At 56.2% G+C, this 14828-nt stretch carries 16 protein-coding genes and 5 tRNA genes; 5 read left to right on the top strand and 16 right to left on the bottom strand.

The features are described from left to right. Positions 1-67: 67 nt before the first annotated feature. The 16 genes from L2Y28_RS16910 to mltB all read right to left on the bottom strand — a co-directional run bounded on the left by L2Y28_RS16910 (position 68) and on the right by mltB (position 11428). Entirely contained in the window at positions 68-496 is a 429-nt protein-coding gene (locus L2Y28_RS16910; RefSeq protein ID WP_017692791.1) for a YqaA family protein, read from the bottom strand. Further along, positions 493-1059, bottom strand: a complete 567-nt coding sequence (gene yqaB / locus L2Y28_RS16915) for a fructose-1-phosphate/6-phosphogluconate phosphatase (protein ID WP_022649138.1) — start codon at positions 1057-1059, stop codon at positions 493-495. Before yqaB ends, L2Y28_RS16910 begins: the two co-directional genes overlap by 4 nt. Positions 1060-1185: 126 nt before the next feature. After that, a tRNA-Arg gene (locus L2Y28_RS16920) sits at positions 1186-1262 on the bottom strand. A 64-nt stretch (positions 1263-1326) separates the two neighbouring features. Further along, a tRNA-Arg gene (locus L2Y28_RS16925) sits at positions 1327-1403 on the bottom strand. Between the two features lie 64 nt (positions 1404-1467). Then, positions 1468-1544: transfer RNA gene (locus L2Y28_RS16930), tRNA-Arg, on the bottom strand. A gap of 64 nt (positions 1545-1608) precedes the next feature. Then, positions 1609-1685 (bottom strand) — tRNA-Arg (locus L2Y28_RS16935). A gap of 4 nt (positions 1686-1689) precedes the next feature. Then, positions 1690-1782 (bottom strand) — tRNA-Ser (locus tag L2Y28_RS16940). A 342-nt stretch (positions 1783-2124) separates the two neighbouring features. Beyond that, positions 2125-2310, bottom strand: coding sequence for a carbon storage regulator CsrA (gene csrA, locus L2Y28_RS16945; protein WP_000906486.1), 186 nt, complete (start codon positions 2308-2310; stop codon positions 2125-2127). 241 nt (positions 2311-2551) lie between these two features. After that, positions 2552-5179, bottom strand: coding sequence for an alanine--tRNA ligase (gene alaS, locus L2Y28_RS16950; RefSeq protein ID WP_022649139.1), 2628 nt, complete (start codon positions 5177-5179; stop codon positions 2552-2554). Between the two features lie 131 nt (positions 5180-5310). After that, complete coding sequence (recX, locus tag L2Y28_RS16955; RefSeq protein WP_017382782.1) at positions 5311-5811, bottom strand: recombination regulator RecX; 501 nt, start codon at positions 5809-5811, stop codon at positions 5311-5313. A gap of 68 nt (positions 5812-5879) precedes the next feature. Then, on the bottom strand, positions 5880-6938 hold the full coding sequence (gene recA, locus L2Y28_RS16960; protein WP_022649140.1) for a recombinase RecA: 1059 nt from the start codon (positions 6936-6938) through the stop codon (positions 5880-5882). An 89-nt stretch (positions 6939-7027) separates the two neighbouring features. After that, complete coding sequence (pncC, locus tag L2Y28_RS16965; protein WP_003862172.1) at positions 7028-7525, bottom strand: nicotinamide-nucleotide amidase; 498 nt, start codon at positions 7523-7525, stop codon at positions 7028-7030. 130 nt (positions 7526-7655) lie between these two features. Continuing rightward, positions 7656-8534 (bottom strand): metal ABC transporter substrate-binding protein, encoded by an 879-nt coding sequence (locus tag L2Y28_RS16970; protein ID WP_022649141.1) that lies wholly within the window; start codon positions 8532-8534, stop codon positions 7656-7658. A 14-nt stretch (positions 8535-8548) separates the two neighbouring features. Further along, on the bottom strand, positions 8549-9409 hold the full coding sequence (locus L2Y28_RS16975; protein ID WP_022649142.1) for a metal ABC transporter permease: 861 nt from the start codon (positions 9407-9409) through the stop codon (positions 8549-8551). Beyond that, complete coding sequence (locus tag L2Y28_RS16980) at positions 9406-10059, bottom strand: metal ABC transporter ATP-binding protein (RefSeq protein ID WP_022649143.1); 654 nt, start codon at positions 10057-10059, stop codon at positions 9406-9408. Before L2Y28_RS16980 ends, L2Y28_RS16975 begins: the two co-directional genes overlap by 4 nt. A gap of 268 nt (positions 10060-10327) precedes the next feature. After that, entirely contained in the window at positions 10328-11428 is a 1101-nt protein-coding gene (gene mltB, locus L2Y28_RS16985; protein WP_022649145.1) for a lytic murein transglycosylase B, read from the bottom strand. A 251-nt stretch (positions 11429-11679) separates the two neighbouring features. Here mltB and srlA point away from each other — a divergent pair, with 251 nt between their 5' ends. From srlA to gutM, 5 genes are all read left to right on the top strand, one after another. Next, on the top strand, positions 11680-12243 hold the full coding sequence (gene srlA, locus L2Y28_RS16990) for a PTS glucitol/sorbitol transporter subunit IIC (RefSeq protein WP_003862164.1): 564 nt from the start codon (positions 11680-11682) through the stop codon (positions 12241-12243). Beyond that, complete coding sequence (locus L2Y28_RS16995) at positions 12240-13199, top strand: PTS glucitol/sorbitol transporter subunit IIB (protein ID WP_022649146.1); 960 nt, start codon at positions 12240-12242, stop codon at positions 13197-13199. Before srlA ends, L2Y28_RS16995 begins: the two co-directional genes overlap by 4 nt. 12 nt (positions 13200-13211) lie before the next feature. Then, entirely contained in the window at positions 13212-13574 is a 363-nt protein-coding gene (gene srlB, locus L2Y28_RS17000) for a PTS glucitol/sorbitol transporter subunit IIA (protein WP_022649147.1), read from the top strand. A gap of 14 nt (positions 13575-13588) precedes the next feature. Then, on the top strand, positions 13589-14368 hold the full coding sequence (gene srlD / locus L2Y28_RS17005; RefSeq protein WP_022649148.1) for a sorbitol-6-phosphate dehydrogenase: 780 nt from the start codon (positions 13589-13591) through the stop codon (positions 14366-14368). Positions 14369-14459: 91 nt separating this feature from the next. Further along, positions 14460-14819: a transcriptional regulator GutM gene (gene gutM / locus L2Y28_RS17010; RefSeq protein ID WP_022649149.1), complete on the top strand. Its 360-nt coding sequence runs from the start codon at positions 14460-14462 to the stop codon at positions 14817-14819. The last annotated feature ends 9 nt before the right edge of the window (positions 14820-14828 follow it).

The raw sequence follows: 14828 nt of genomic DNA on the forward strand, positions 1-14828 counted from the left end.
TCAAAAAATTGTCACTCAGCATAATTGTAATGGTTGACGATTGAAGGTCGCGAATTCATTCCACCAATTAGTGCCACCACGTCATACCCTGTAGTGTTACCCATGCCAGTAAAACATAGCGTAACGCCTTGCCAAGGCACAAAAAAAAGAGCACCGGTCCCCAGGAGATGCGCATCCATCCCGCCAGCAGACACAGTAAATCGCCTATTACAGGCATCCAGCTTAATAACAGCGTGGCAGCGCCATAGCGTTTTAGCCAGCCCACTGCCTTTTCCTGCCAGCGAGATTTTTCGCGTAGCGGAAAGAAACGTCCAAGAATAACGTTAGTCAGCCCTCCAAGGCTATTACCCATTGTTGCTATTAAGACCAGCAACCAGGGCTGACTCACGCCGGACAACAGCATCGCCACCAGCACCACTTCCGAATTCCCCGGTAAGAGGGTGGAGCTTAAAAAACTGCTGGCGAATAATGAAGCGAGTGACAGCGCGTCACTCACAGTAAGCGAACGTCCACCGCCGCCATTCCGGCATCACGCGCGGCCTGAATGCCAAAATCAGCATCTTCAAACACCACGCATTTTGCAGGTGGTACACCCATTAATTCTGCACAGCGCAGGAAGGTATCCGGTGCGGGTTTGTGATGTTTAACATGATCGGCGGCAACGACGGCAGAAAAATAGTGGCGCAGGCCAAGGTGTTTGAGTAGCGCTTCAGCAATCGCGCTCTCGCTGCCCGTACCGACAGACATAGGACGACGCCCGTGCCACTCCTTGACGACGTCAATGAGTGGTAAAGGCTGCACGGTGTCTAACAGTATGGCTTTTACCGCGTCGGTTTTTTCACGCGCGAGCTGGTGCGGGTCGAGATCGGCCTGATTCAGCTCAATCACGGCCTGTGCGATACGCCAGGTGGGCGATCCGTTGAGGGCAATCATCGCCTGTAAATCGAAGCGCATACCGTAACGGCCCAGGACTTCGGTCCAGGCCTGACGATGCGTGGGTTCGGTATCCAGGAGGGTGCCGTCCATGTCGAAGATCAAACCGTCATACTGTGCGTACATCGTGCTCTCGCTAAACGATTAACAAAGCATTACTTTATCGTAAAAGGGGATTTTTGTCGCTGATTGCGAAGTGATAACAATGAGAGTGATTAAGAACTAAACATCGAAGGGGATCACAAGAAGAGATGGTGCATCCGGGAGGATTCGAACCTCCGACCGCTCGGTTCGTAGCCGAGTACTCTATCCAGCTGAGCTACGGATGCATCGGGATTTGCTGCTGTACTTCTCGATACTCATATCACTTCAAAAGCAATATGAATTAAAAAATGGTGCATCCGGGAGGATTCGAACCTCCGACCGCTCGGTTCGTAGCCGAGTACTCTATCCAGCTGAGCTACGGATGCATCGGGATTTACTACTGTACTGCTCGATATTCATATCACTTCGAAAGCAATATGAAGTAATAGATGGTGCATCCGGGAGGATTCGAACCTCCGACCGCTCGGTTCGTAGCCGAGTACTCTATCCAGCTGAGCTACGGATGCATCGGGATTTACTACTGTACTGCTCGATATTCATATCACTTCGAAAGCAATATGAAGTAATAGATGGTGCATCCGGGAGGATTCGAACCTCCGACCGCTCGGTTCGTAGCCGAGTACTCTATCCAGCTGAGCTACGGATGCAAAATGGCGGTGAGGCGGGGATTCGAACCCCGGATGCAGCTTTTGACCGCATACTCCCTTAGCAGGGGAGCGCCTTCAGCCTCTCGGCCACCTCACCACACAACGCCTCTTTCGAGTGCTTCGAGCAACTCGTTAAGAGCTTCTCGTCGCTGCGTGGCGCATATATTACTTTCTGGGACTTATAAGTCAAACAATTTTCCACATGCTTTTTTCGTTTGCACAATTCGCACGCAATTCGCATGTAAAAGCCGCAAAGAGAGTGTTTTATAAGCGGATTTTGCAGGCATCTTCACAGAATTCTGTTGAGAGAAGCGCGTCATTTGGATGAGATAAGGTTATGAGAGTGGTCAAAAACGAAGCGTTTGAAATAGAACGGTAACTTTATGCAGGAAAAATAACAGGAGGGTTGCGTCTCGCCCGACAGCGAGACGCGACAATATCAGTAACTGGACTGCTGGGATTTTTCAGCCTGGATACGCTGGTAGATCTCTTCACGGTGGACAGATACTTCTTTAGGAGCGTTAACACCAATACGTACCTGGTTACCCTTTACCCCTAAAACTGTCACGGTGACCTCATCCCCAATCATGAGGGTCTCACCAACTCGACGAGTCAGAATCAGCATTCTTTGCTCCTTGAAAGATTAAAAGAGTCGGGTCTCTTGTATCCCGGCATTATCCATCATATAACGCCAAAAAGTAAGCGATGACAAACACGTAAAGTGTAAGCAGTCACGGCATCACATTCTGTTAAACGTAAGTTTAGCCGATATACACAAACTCAACCTGACTTTATCGTTATCGATAGCGCAGTGAGCAAGACGCCATAACGTTACCGCTATGGCGTCTGCTTGTGCTTTGTAGTTATTACAGTTTCGCGCTTACCCAGCTTTCAACGCTGGCTAATGCCGCGGGAAGTGCCGCCGCATCCGTACCACCGGCTTGCGCCATGTCCGGACGACCGCCACCTTTGCCACCCACCTGCTGGGCGACCATGCCAATCAGTTCCCCTGCTTTGACACGATCCGTCACATCCTTAGAGACGCCCGCAATCAGAGAAACCTTACCCTCTGCGACCGTTGCCAGCACGATAACCGTCGAACCAAGCTGGTTCTTCAGATCGTCGACCATGGTACGCAGCATCTTAGGCTCAACGCCCGCCAGATCGCTGACCAGCAGTTTGACGCCCTTAATGTCTACCGCTTTGCTGGAGAGGTTTGCGCTCTCCTGCGCCGCAGCCTGTTCTTTCAGCTGCTGGAGTTCTTTTTCCAACTGACGGGTACGATCCAGCGCGACACGCACTTTTTCGCCCAGGTTCTGACTATCGCCTTTCAGCAGCTGCGCGATCTCGTGCAGCTGGTCGCTCTGCGCATGCAGGCTGGCAATCGCGCCTTCCCCGGTCACCGCCTCAATACGACGCACGCCTGCCGCCGTCCCCGACTCGGAAACGATGCGGAACAAGCCGATGTCACCGGTGCGGGATGCGTGAGTACCGCCACACAGTTCGGTAGAGAAGTCGCCCATGCTCAGCACGCGAACGCGGTCGTCATATTTCTCGCCAAACAGCGCCATCGCACCTTTCTTCTTCGCTGCCTCAAGATCCATGATGTGGGTTTCGATTGGCAGGTTGCGGCGGATCTGGGCATTCACCAGGTCTTCCACCGCACGAATTTCAGACGGCTTCATCGCTTCAAAATGCGAGAAGTCGAAACGCAGCACTTTGTCGTTAACCAGAGAACCTTTCTGTGCAACGTGCGTACCCAGCACTTCGCGCAGGGCTGCGTGCATCAGGTGGGTTGCCGAGTGGTTCAGACGAATGCGCGCGCGGCGAGCTTCGTCAACGTTGGCCTGAACGCCCTCGCCCACTTTCAGAGAACCGGAAACCAGTTTGCCCTGGTGACCAATTGCCTGACCGTATTTCTGGGTATCGCTTACGCTGAAGCTGAAGCCATTGCCTTTCAGTTCGCCTTTATCGCCAACCTGGCCGCCGGATTCCGCATAGAACGGTGTTTTATCCAGGATAACAACCGCGTCCTGACCTGCGCTAATGCTGTCTACGGCTTTACCGTCAACAAACAGCGCGGTCACGTTGCTGGTCAGAGCCAGCTCTTCGTAGCCTTTAAATTCAGACGCGCTATCAACGCGGATCATCGCGTTGTAGTCCGCGCCAAAACCGCTGGATTCACGCGCACGACGACGCTGCTCTTCCATTGCGGCTTCAAAGCCTGCTTCGTCAACTTTGATGTTGCGCTCGCGGCAAACGTCCGCCGTCAGGTCAACCGGGAAGCCGTAGGTGTCGTACAGGCGGAAAGCGGTTTCGCCATCCAGCGTGTCGCCCTTGAGTTTCGCCAGCTCGTCGTCCAGCAGCGCCAGTCCGCGCTCCAGCGTACGGGCAAACTGCTCTTCTTCGGTTTTCAGAACCTGTTCAACTTGCGCCTGCTGGCGTTTCAGCTCGTCACCGGCAGAGCCCATCACGCCAATCAGTGGCCCAACGAGTTTATAGAAGAAGGTGTCCTTCGCGCCCAGCATGTTGCCATGACGGATCGCACGACGAATGATACGACGCAGCACATAGCCACGGTTTTCATTCGACGGGATAACGCCGTCAGCAATCAGGAACGCACAGGAACGAATATGGTCTGCGATAACGCGCAGTGATTTGTTGTTCAGATCGGTTGCGCCCGTCACTTCGGCAACGGCTTTGATCAGGGTGCTGAACAGGTCAATCTCATAGTTGGAGTTAACGTGTTGCAGAACGGCCGCGATACGCTCAAGACCCATACCGGTATCTACGGACGGTTTTGGCAGCGGCTCCATGGTGCCGTCGGCCTGACGGTTGAACTGCATGAAGACAATGTTCCAGATCTCAATGTAGCGATCGCCATCTTCTTCCGCGCTTCCCGGAGGGCCGCCCCAGATGTGGTCACCATGATCGTAGAAGATCTCGGTGCACGGACCGCAAGGGCCGGTGTCACCCATCTGCCAGAAGTTATCAGACGCGTAAGGCGCGCCTTTGTTGTCACCGATACGGATGATACGTTCGCGAGGGATACCCACTTCTTTTTCCCAGATGTCGAACGCTTCGTCATCGGTCTCATACACGGTCACCCACAGACGCTCTTTCGGCAGATTAAACCAGTTTTCACCGGTCAGCAGTTCCCACGCATATTGAATGGCGTCGTGTTTGAAGTAGTCGCCGAAGCTGAAGTTACCCAGCATTTCGAAGAAAGTATGGTGGCGCGCGGTGTAACCGACGTTTTCCAGATCGTTGTGTTTACCGCCCGCACGCACGCAACGCTGTGAGGTTGTGGCGCGGGAATAATTACGCTTGTCGAGACCAAGGAACACATCCTTGAACTGGTTCATCCCGGCGTTGGTAAACAGCAGAGTCGGGTCATTGTTCGGTACCAGGGAGCTGCTGGCAACAACCTGGTGTCCCTTACTATGGAAAAAATCGAGAAACGCCTGACGGATCTCAGCGGTGCTCTTGCTCATAATTATCCTGAAATCAAGCTAACGAAATGTCGCAGCAGATCTGTATCTGTAAACAGTTGGACGGACCAGCTACTTGAAAAAGTGGGAATAAGATAAGTTTTCTTTAGTGGGAAGTAAAATCCCGCATGCGTTCAATCGGTAAAATTACGCCAGATATCCTGAATATCTTCCATCAGGAAGCCGCGGTAGAGCAAAAAGCGCTGGATTTTAACTTTTTCTGAAAATTCACGCGGCAGCGGCTCACCGTACTTTCGTACCGCCTGCTCACGCGCCAGTTCGCACCAGTCGATTTCACTTTCGCGCATGGCTTTTTCAATCGATTCACGGGCTACACCTTTCTGGTTCAGCTCCTGGCGGATACGCGCTGGCCCATAGCCTTTACGACCACGGCTGGCAAGAAAGCGAGCGGCAAAACGGCCGTCATCCAGATAGTGATGCTCGTAGCACCAGGCAACCACGCGGTCATAATCTTCCGCGGTGGCATCAATGTCTTCCGGACCGTTTTTGCTCATGACGGGCGCTGACAGTTTCCGCCGCAGCTCCTGTTCACTATGGTCACGCACGGCAAGAATACGCACGGCCCGATCCAGCAAGCGTGAGTAGGCTGGTCGGCGTGATGTCGGTTCACTCATAAAAAACCTGTCGATTCAGAAATGCAAAAAGGGCCGCATCAGCAGCCCTTCATTTTTATCCGAGAGGATTAAAAGTCTTCGTTGGTTTCTTCAGCATCCGCGCCGTCGACCACGAAATCAGGTTTAGAGTCCTGGTTGCTCAGCAGGAGTTCACGCACCTTCTTCTCAATCTCTTTCGCCGCCGCCGGGTTCTCTTTCAGCCAGGAGATAGCATTCGCTTTACCCTGACCAATCTTGTCACCGTTGTAGCTGTACCATGCGCCCGCTTTTTCAATCAGCTTCTCTTTCACGCCCAGGTCAACCAGCTCGCCGAGGAAGTTGATACCTTCGCCGTAGAGGATCTGGAACTCAGCCTGTTTGAACGGTGCTGCGATTTTGTTCTTCACAACCTTCACGCGGGTTTCGCTACCGACGACGTTATCCCCCTCTTTCACCGCGCCGATACGGCGGATATCCAGACGGACAGAAGCGTAGAATTTCAGAGCGTTACCGCCGGTGGTGGTTTCCGGGTTACCGAACATTACACCAATTTTCATACGGATCTGGTTGATGAAGATCAGCAGCGTATTGGACTGCTTCAGGTTACCCGCCAGCTTACGCATCGCCTGGCTCATCATACGTGCCGCGAGGCCCATGTGAGAGTCACCGATTTCACCTTCAATTTCTGCTTTTGGCGTCAGCGCCGCAACGGAGTCGACGATGATCACGTCAACCGCACCTGAGCGCGCCAGCGCGTCACAAATTTCCAGGGCCTGCTCGCCGGTATCCGGCTGGGAGCACAGCAGGTTGTCGATATCAACGCCCAGTTTACGGGCATAGACCGGGTCCAGCGCGTGCTCGGCATCGATAAACGCACAGGTTTTACCTTCGCGCTGTGCCGCCGCAACAACCTGCAACGTCAGGGTGGTTTTACCCGAGGATTCCGGACCGTAGATTTCTACGATACGGCCCATCGGCAAACCGCCAGCGCCCAGTGCGATATCAAGAGAAAGCGAACCAGTGGAGATAGTTTCCACATCCATGGAACGGTCTTCACCCAGGCGCATGATGGAGCCTTTACCGAATTGCTTTTCGATCTGGCCCAGTGCTGCCGCCAACGCTTTCTGTTTGTTTTCGTCGATAGCCATTATTACTCCTGTCATGCCGGGAGAAGCAACTGCGCTTCACCATGGACTTCTGTTCTGTTGAGGCAATTATACTGTATAGTCATACAGTATCAAGTATTTTGTAGAAATTGTTGCCAGAGCGTTTTTAACGCGTATTCCGTTGCCTGACGACGCACGCTTTCGCGATCGCCGCTGAAGCATTCCCGGCGGGTGATCCCTTCACCTTTTGAGGTGGCAAAGCCAAACCAGACGGTGCCGACAGGCTTCACGTCGCTGCCGCCGTCCGGCCCCGCGATACCGCTGATGGAGATAGCGTAATCTGCGCGCGCCTCTTTCAGCGCGCCAATCGCCATTTCGATCACCACCGGCTCGCTGACCGCGCCATGCTGCTCAAGCGTGGCTTCACGCACGCCAATCATCTGCGCTTTAGCCTCGTTACTGTAGGTCACAAAGCCGCGTTCAAACCAGGCGGAACTGCCAGCAATATCGGTAATTGCTTTCGCCACCCAGCCGCCGGTGCAGGATTCTGCGGTCGTAAGAGTCGCGCCGCGCTGTTTCAGCGCCAGCCCCACCACTTCGCTTAGCTGCATCAATTCATGGTCAGTCATTCTCGCTCCAGGCCTTAGAAAAACATGCAGCACAAGATAGCACTTTCTCATCAAATATGGGGATGCGCGTCGGGTTTTACGAGGGGGCTTCAGAAAAAAGCCGATGCGGGCGCATCGGCCAGAGAGACGCTTATTTCATGCTGTTAGCGAGGGTATCCACATTGTGGCGAAACGCCTTGACGTAAGTGTCCGCCACGCCGCCCTTCGCGGACAGCGCTTCCGGGTAAAGTTCACCGCCCGGCTGGGCGCCCGTGGCGGTCGCAATCTGCTTCACCAGGCGCGGATCAAGCTGGTTTTCCATAAACCAGGTTTTCACACCGTCAGCTTTAATCTGATTGATGATCTCCGCTACCTGCGCCGCGCTGGCTTCACTCTCAGACGACAGCCCCTGCGGCGCCATAAACGTCACGCCGTAGGCGCGGCTGAAATAGCCGAAGGCGTCGTGGCTGGTCAGCACTTTGCGCTTCGCCTGTGGGATGTCGCTGAAACGCTTTTTAGCCCAACCGTCCAGCTGAGAGAGCTGCGCAATATAGGGTTTACCGGTAGCTTCAAGCGCCGCCGTATCTTCAGGATCGGCCTTCACCAGCCCAGAGAGAATATTTTGCGCATACAGCGCGCCGTTCGCCGCGCTGTTCCACGCGTGCGGATCGGTCACGGTTTTACCGTCCTCTTCCAGCGTGTGCGTTTTCACGCCGTCCGAAGCAACCACCAGCTGGCCTTTGAATCCGGAGGCTTTCACCAGACGATCGAGCCAGCCCTCCAGCCCCAGCCCATTGACCACCACCACGTCAGCTTTACTCAACGCCGCGCTGTCTTTGGGCGAGGGTTCGAAAGTATGGGGATCACCGTCCGGCCCCACCAGCGTCGTAACCTTCACACGATCGCCGCCAACCTGCTGCGTGATGTCTCCCAGGATGGAAAAGCTGGTCACCACATTAAGCGTTTTCGCCATTACGCCGTGCGTCATCATGCCGAGCGCGAGCGCCACGGCTAACCCTGTACGTTTCATCGTTTCCCCTTGCGTTAAAAAAGCGCCCGCAGGCTATCCGCCAGCCTGCTGCGCGTGCCAAATAAAACGGAAATAAAGAACAATGCGCTGGCGGTCAGCACAATGGAGGGCCCGGCGGGCAGACTCACTGCCCAGGAAAGGCTTAAGCCCAGCCACGCGCAAAAAATACCGCTGATACCCGCCATCAGAAGTAACCCTGGCAGGGTGCGCACCCAACAGCGTGCTGCCACGGCGGGTAACATCATCAGCCCGACGGCCATCAACGTGCCGAGCACCTGAAAACCGGCCACCAGGTTGAGCACCAGCAGCGCCAGAAACAGACCGTGTAACATCCCGGGCAGCCAGCGCGCGTTCACCTGCAACCACGCGGTATCGAACGCTTCGCTGACCAGCCCACGATAAAACATCGCCAGCGTGAGGAGCGTGAACATGCAAACGCCCGTCACGAACAGGGCTGACGCGCTATCCACGGCGAGAATGGAGCCAAACAGAAGATGAAGCAGATCGACATTTGAACCGCGCAGCGACACCAGCGTGACGCCCAGCGCCAGGGAACCCAGGTAAAACCCCGCGAAGCTGGCATCCTCTTTAAGGGGCGTGCGGCGGCTGACCAGCCCGGCCACCAGCGCAACGGCGATACCGGCAATAAACCCGCCGACAGTCATTGCCAGAAGCGACATACCGCTGAGCAGATAGCCCACCGCGACACCCGGCAAAATGGCATGAGAAAGGGCGTCCCCCATCAGGCTCATCCGACGCAGCTGAAGGAATACCCCCAGCGCCGTGGTGCTGACGGAGAGCGCCAGGCAAACCACCAGTGCACGGCGCATAAAGCCGTACTCAATAAACGGCTGGAAGAATGTATGCCAGATCATGCCACCCTCACCCGCTCGGTTTTCCATTGGGGACTATCAGCGTCCAGACGTAACGTCTGCGGGAAGTGACGTGCTACGCGCTCGCTGTCATGCAGAACCGCCAGTAGGGTCTGCCCCTGCATATACATCTCCAGCATCAGATCCATCAGCACGTTGCAGGTCGCTTCATCAACGCCGGTGAAGGGTTCGTCCAGCATCACCAGCGGTGCCTGCTGCACTAAAACGCGGGCAAACAGCATGCGCTGGAATTGCCCGCCGGAGAGTTCATCGATGGTGGATAACGCCATGGACGCCAGCCCCACGCGCTCAAGCGCGCCGGCAATGCGCATGCGGGTATCCCGACGAAAACCGGCAAATAGCGAGATTTCTGGCCAGCAGCCCATGCTCACCACGTCCTGCACGGTCAGAGGAAATTGCGCCTCCAGCGCGTGACGCTGCGCCAGCCAGCCCACCACCGGACGTCTCCCCTGCCAGCGAAACGTACCGCTGACGGGCGGAAGAAAGCCAGCGAGCGTTTTCAGCAGCGTGGATTTGCCGCAGCCGTTGGCCCCGACGATGGCGGTCATGCTCCCGCGTTCAATCACGCCGGACAGTGCGCGCGTAACGGGCTGGCGATCGTAACCCGCCACCAGGTCGTTCATCACGATCATGGCAACGCCACCGCCCAGCGCACGGCCAGGCCGAGAAACAGAATGAGCATCAGCGCCAGCAGCAGACGAACCGGGGATGAGAGAGAAAACAGGGACATGGATATCTCAATTAAAAATTATGTTATAACATAACAATAATGAAAGACGATTAAGATGTAAACGGCGGGAGTGAAATGGGAATGTGGCGAAATGTTTCTGCGGGAAACAGGTGCGGGCGGGTGCCCTCACCCCAGCCCTCTCCCACAGGGAGAGGGAGGCATAAGGGGACTTACTGGCTAAACGGTGACGCTGCCGGCACACGCGCCTGAGACACCGCCAGCCCCAGCTGCCACACCGCCATCGCATAGTGCGTGCTGTGGTTGTAGCGGGTAATGGTGTAGAAGTTCGGCAGTCCGAACCAGTACTGATAACCGGTTCCGACATCCAGGCGCAGCAGGCTCACCTGGTCAACATTGCCCAGCGGCTGCGACGGCGTTAAGCCTGCCGCTGCCAGCTGCGCCACGCTGTATTTGGTTTTAAATCCGTTTTCCAGACCAAACGCCTCGCCGTTTGCCTGCACCGCCACCTGGCCGCCCGGCGTCCAGCCGTGCGCTTTGAAGTAGTTGGCCACGCTGCCAATGGCGTCTTCGGGATCCCACAGGTTGATGTGACCATCCCCGTTAAAATCTACCGCGTACTGCTTATAGGAGGACGGCATAAACTGGCCGTAGCCCATCGCACCGGCGAACGACCCTTTCAGATCTAACGGATCGTCCTGTTCGTCTCGCGCCATCAGCAGGAAGGTTTCCAGTTCAGAGGAGAAATACTCGGCGCGGCGCGGGTAGTTGAAGGAGAGCGTCGCCAGCGCATCGAGGATGCGGGTTTTACCCATAATGCGTCCCCAGCGAGTCTCGACCCCAATAATACCGACGATGATCTCCGGCGGCACGCCATAGACCTGCCACGCGCGGTTCAGGGCGTCTTCATACTGATTCCAGAACACCACGCCATTTTGCACGTTGTCCGGGGTAATAAACTGTTTGCGATAGCGCAGCCACGCCCCGTTTGGCCCGGTCGGCACCTGGGCCGTCGGCGCCTGCCTGTCCATCAGGCGCAGCACGTAGTCCAGACGCTTCGCCTGAGACAAAATGGCATGCAGCTGCTGGCGATCAAAACCGTGCTTGCTCACCATTTTATCGATGAACTGTTCGGCCGCAGGGTTATTCGCGAAGTCGCCGCCCATCTGCATCATATTGTGCTGCGGCTCAAGCAGAAACCCGCCGGAAGGCGCGCCCGCCGTTTGTTGAACAGCTTCAGTCCTGGGTTTGCTACTACAGGCGGACAGGAGAATAAGCGCAGGTAACAGCGCTGCATAACGACGCTTGAACATGTGGCATCCATTTAACGAGTTCGGTAAGAACCCAGTATGGTAAAGCATCCGCAACACCTCAAGGAAGCGGTACACACCTCCCCAACGCAAATCCGCGCTTTTTTCCATCGAAAATCATTCGCCCTACCAATTATCTTTCAAATTAATCCATTTTTCTTTCATTGTGAGATCTAATTAACACTTTAAAAGCTTTCAATTTGATTATTATTAGCCCCGAGCAGACAAAAACAAACGCCCTACAGGAGAGAAGAATGATAGAAACCATCACCCACGGCGCCGAGTGGTTCATCGGGCTTTTTCAGAAAGGCGGCGAGGTATTCACCGGCATGGTGACCGGGATCCTGCCCCTGCTGATCAGCCTGCTGGTGATCATGAACGCGCTGATTAACTTTATCGGCCAGCAGCGTATTGAACGCTTCGCCCAGCGCTGCGCCGGAAACCCGCTGTCCCGCTACCTGATCCTGCCCTTCATCGGCACCTTTGTGTTCTGCAACCCGATGACCTTAAGCCTCGGCCGCTTTATGCCAGAGAAGTACAAGCCGAGCTATTACGCCGCCGCCTCCTACAGCTGCCATTCCATGAACGGCCTGTTCCCGCACATCAACCCCGGCGAGCTGTTCGTTTATCTCGGGATCGCCAGCGGCCTTACCACGCTTGGCCTGCCGCTCGGCCCGCTGGCGGTGAGCTACCTGCTGGTCGGTCTGGTCACCAACTTCTTCCGCGGCTGGGTGACGGATCTCACCACCGCCATTTTTGAGAAAAAAATGGGCATCCAGCTTGAACAGAAAGTCCATCTTTCAGGAGCCACAGCATGAACCGGATCCGCATTGAGAAAGGCACGGGCGGCTGGGGCGGCCCGCTGGAGTTCGACGCCACCGAAGGCAAAAAGATTGTGTACATCACCGCAGGCACGCGCCCGGCGATCGTCGACAGGCTGCACGAGCTGACGGGCTGGGAAGCGGTCGACGGCTTCAAGGAAGGCGAACCGCCGGAAGCGGAAATCGGCGTGGCGGTGATCGACTGCGGCGGCACGCTGCGCTGCGGCATCTATCCGAAGCGCCGCATTCCGACGGTAAATATTCACTCCACCGGGAAATCCGGCCCGCTGGCGCAGTACATCCTTGAGGATATTTATGTCTCTGGGGTGAAGGAGGACAACATCACGCTGGTGAATGGCACATCCGCGCCGCAAAAAGCGGCCCCGCGCGAGTACGACACCAGCAAAAAAATCACCGAGCAGAGCGATGGCCTGCTGGCGAAGGTCGGGATGGGGATGGGGTCCGCCGTGGCGGTGCTGTTCCAGTCCGGGCGCGACACCATCGACACGGTGCTGAAAACCATTCTGCCGTTTATGGCGTTCGTCTCGGCGCTGATCGGTATCATCATGGCCTCCGGCCTCGGCGACTGGATTGCCCACGGCCTCGCCCCGCTCGCCAGCCACCCGCTCGGCCTGGTGACGCTGGCGCTGATCTGCTCCTTCCCGCTGCTGTCGCCGTTTCTCGGCCCGGGCGCGGTGATTGCCCAGGTCATCGGCGTGCTGATTGGCGTACAGATTGGTCTGGGCAACATTCCCCCGCACCTCGCTCTGCCAGCCCTTTTCGCCATTAACGCTCAGGCGGCGTGCGACTTCATCCCCGTCGGGCTGTCGCTGGCGGAAGCACGTCAGGACACCGTGCGCGTGGGCGTCCCCTCCGTGCTGGTGAGCCGCTTCCTGACGGGCGCGCCCACGGTGCTGATTGCCTGGTTTGTCTCCGGCTTTATTTATCAATAAGAGGTTCCTGCCATGACCGTGATTTACCAGACCACCATTACCCGCATCGGCCAGAGCGCGGCCGATGCGCTGAGCGACCAGATGCTGATCACCTTCCGCGAAGGGGCGCCTGCGGATATCGAAGAGTTTTGCTTTATCCACTGCCACGGCGAGCTAAACGGCGAGCTGAAGGCCGGGAGCCAGCTTGAGCTGGGCGAGGCGCGCTATGCCGTGACCGCCGTCGGCGACGTCGCTGAACAAAACCTGCGCGAGCTGGGGCACATCACCCTGCGTTTTGATGGGCAACCGCAGGCGGAGTATCCCGGCACGGTTCACGTTGAGGGGCCGGTTCCGCAGGCTGTCACACCAGGCTGTACGTTAAAATTTGTTGCGTAATTAAGGAGAAACACATGAGTCAGGTTGCCGTTGTCATTGGTGGGGGACAAACCTTAGGCGAGTTCCTCTGCCGTGGGCTTGCCGCAGAGGGTTACCGCGTGGCGGTTGTGGACATTCAGAGTGAAAAAGCCGCCCGCGTGGCGGACGCCATCAACACCGAGTTTGGCGAAGGGATGGCGTACGGATTTGGTGCCGACGCCACCAGCGAGCAGAGCGTGGTGGCGCTGGCCCGCGGCGTAGATGAGATATTTGGGCGTATCGACCTGCTGGTCTACAGCGCGGGGATCGCGAAAGCGGCCTTTATCAGCGATTTCGAACTGGGGGATTTTGACCGCTCGTTGCAGGTGAATCTGGTGGGCTATTTCCTCTGCGCCCGTGAGTTTTCCCGGCTGATGATGCGCGATGGTATTCAGGGGCGCATCATTCAGATCAACTCGAAATCCGGGAAAGTGGGCAGCAAGCACAACTCCGGCTACAGCGCGGCGAAGTTTGGCGGCGTGGGGCTGACGCAGTCTCTGGCGCTGGATCTGGCCGAATACGGCATCACCGTTCACTCGCTGATGCTGGGTAACCTGTTGAAATCGCCGATGTTCCAGTCCCTGCTTCCGCAGTACGCCTCCAAGCTCGGCATCAAAGCTGAAGAAGTGGAGCAGTACTACATCGACAAAGTGCCGCTCAAGCGCGGGTGTGATTATCAGGACGTGCTGAACATGCTGCTGTTTTACGCCAGCCCGAAAGCCTCGTACTGCACCGGGCAGTCGATTAACGTCACCGGTGGGCAGGTGATGTTCTGAGTTTAATCCCCGGTGGCGCTGCACTTACCGGGGCTACAATCCCCGTAGGCCGGGTAAGGCGCAGCCGCCACCCGGCAATTAAGGAGCCGATATGGTAACCGCATTAATCACCTTCGCCGCCCTCTCCTGGTTCTGTCAGATGGCATTTGGCGGCTGGCAAATCCATCAGTTTAACCGCGCGTTTGACGCCCTGTGCCAGAAAGGCCGTGTGGGCGTCGGGCGTTCCGGCGGACGCTTCAAACCGCGGGTTGTCGTCGCTGTTGCGCTGGATGAAAACAATAAGGTCTGCGATTCCCTCATCATGCGCGGCATGACCGTCTTTGCCCGCCCGGTGAAAATCCAGGCGATCAACGGCATGTTGCTGCATGAATTACAACCTGATGTGATCTTCCCCCATGATTCACTCTGTCAGAATGCACTATCATTAGCGCTTAATCTGAAACATGGATAATTTCGTTGT

It is taken from the genome of Enterobacter sp. JH25, from assembly GCF_021725435.1.
In the GTDB taxonomy this organism is placed as follows: Bacteria; Pseudomonadota; Gammaproteobacteria; order Enterobacterales; family Enterobacteriaceae; genus Enterobacter; species Enterobacter intestinihominis.

Bases quoted from the DNA above. Each gene is read 5' to 3' on its own strand.
- yqaB (WP_022649138.1), bottom strand. From the start codon at position 1,059: ATGTACGCACAGTATGACGGTTTGATCTTCGACATGGACGGCACCCTC.
- csrA (WP_000906486.1), bottom strand. From the start codon at position 2,310: ATGCTGATTCTGACTCGTCGAGTTGGTGAGACCCTCATGATTGGGGAT.
- alaS (WP_022649139.1), bottom strand. From the start codon at position 5,179: ATGAGCAAGAGCACCGCTGAGATCCGTCAGGCGTTTCTCGATTTTTTC.
- recX (WP_017382782.1), bottom strand. From the start codon at position 5,811: ATGAGTGAACCGACATCACGCCGACCAGCCTACTCACGCTTGCTGGAT.
- recA (WP_022649140.1), bottom strand. From the start codon at position 6,938: ATGGCTATCGACGAAAACAAACAGAAAGCGTTGGCGGCAGCACTGGGC.
- pncC (WP_003862172.1), bottom strand. From the start codon at position 7,525: ATGACTGACCATGAATTGATGCAGCTAAGCGAAGTGGTGGGGCTGGCG.
- L2Y28_RS16970 (WP_022649141.1), bottom strand. From the start codon at position 8,534: ATGAAACGTACAGGGTTAGCCGTGGCGCTCGCGCTCGGCATGATGACG.
- L2Y28_RS16975 (WP_022649142.1), bottom strand. From the start codon at position 9,409: ATGATCTGGCATACATTCTTCCAGCCGTTTATTGAGTACGGCTTTATG.
- L2Y28_RS16980 (WP_022649143.1), bottom strand. From the start codon at position 10,059: ATGATCGTGATGAACGACCTGGTGGCGGGTTACGATCGCCAGCCCGTT.
- mltB (WP_022649145.1), bottom strand. From the start codon at position 11,428: ATGTTCAAGCGTCGTTATGCAGCGCTGTTACCTGCGCTTATTCTCCTG.
- srlA (WP_003862164.1), top strand. From the start codon at position 11,680: ATGATAGAAACCATCACCCACGGCGCCGAGTGGTTCATCGGGCTTTTT.
- L2Y28_RS16995 (WP_022649146.1), top strand. From the start codon at position 12,240: ATGAACCGGATCCGCATTGAGAAAGGCACGGGCGGCTGGGGCGGCCCG.
- srlB (WP_022649147.1), top strand. From the start codon at position 13,212: ATGACCGTGATTTACCAGACCACCATTACCCGCATCGGCCAGAGCGCG.
- srlD (WP_022649148.1), top strand. From the start codon at position 13,589: ATGAGTCAGGTTGCCGTTGTCATTGGTGGGGGACAAACCTTAGGCGAG.
- gutM (WP_022649149.1), top strand. From the start codon at position 14,460: ATGGTAACCGCATTAATCACCTTCGCCGCCCTCTCCTGGTTCTGTCAG.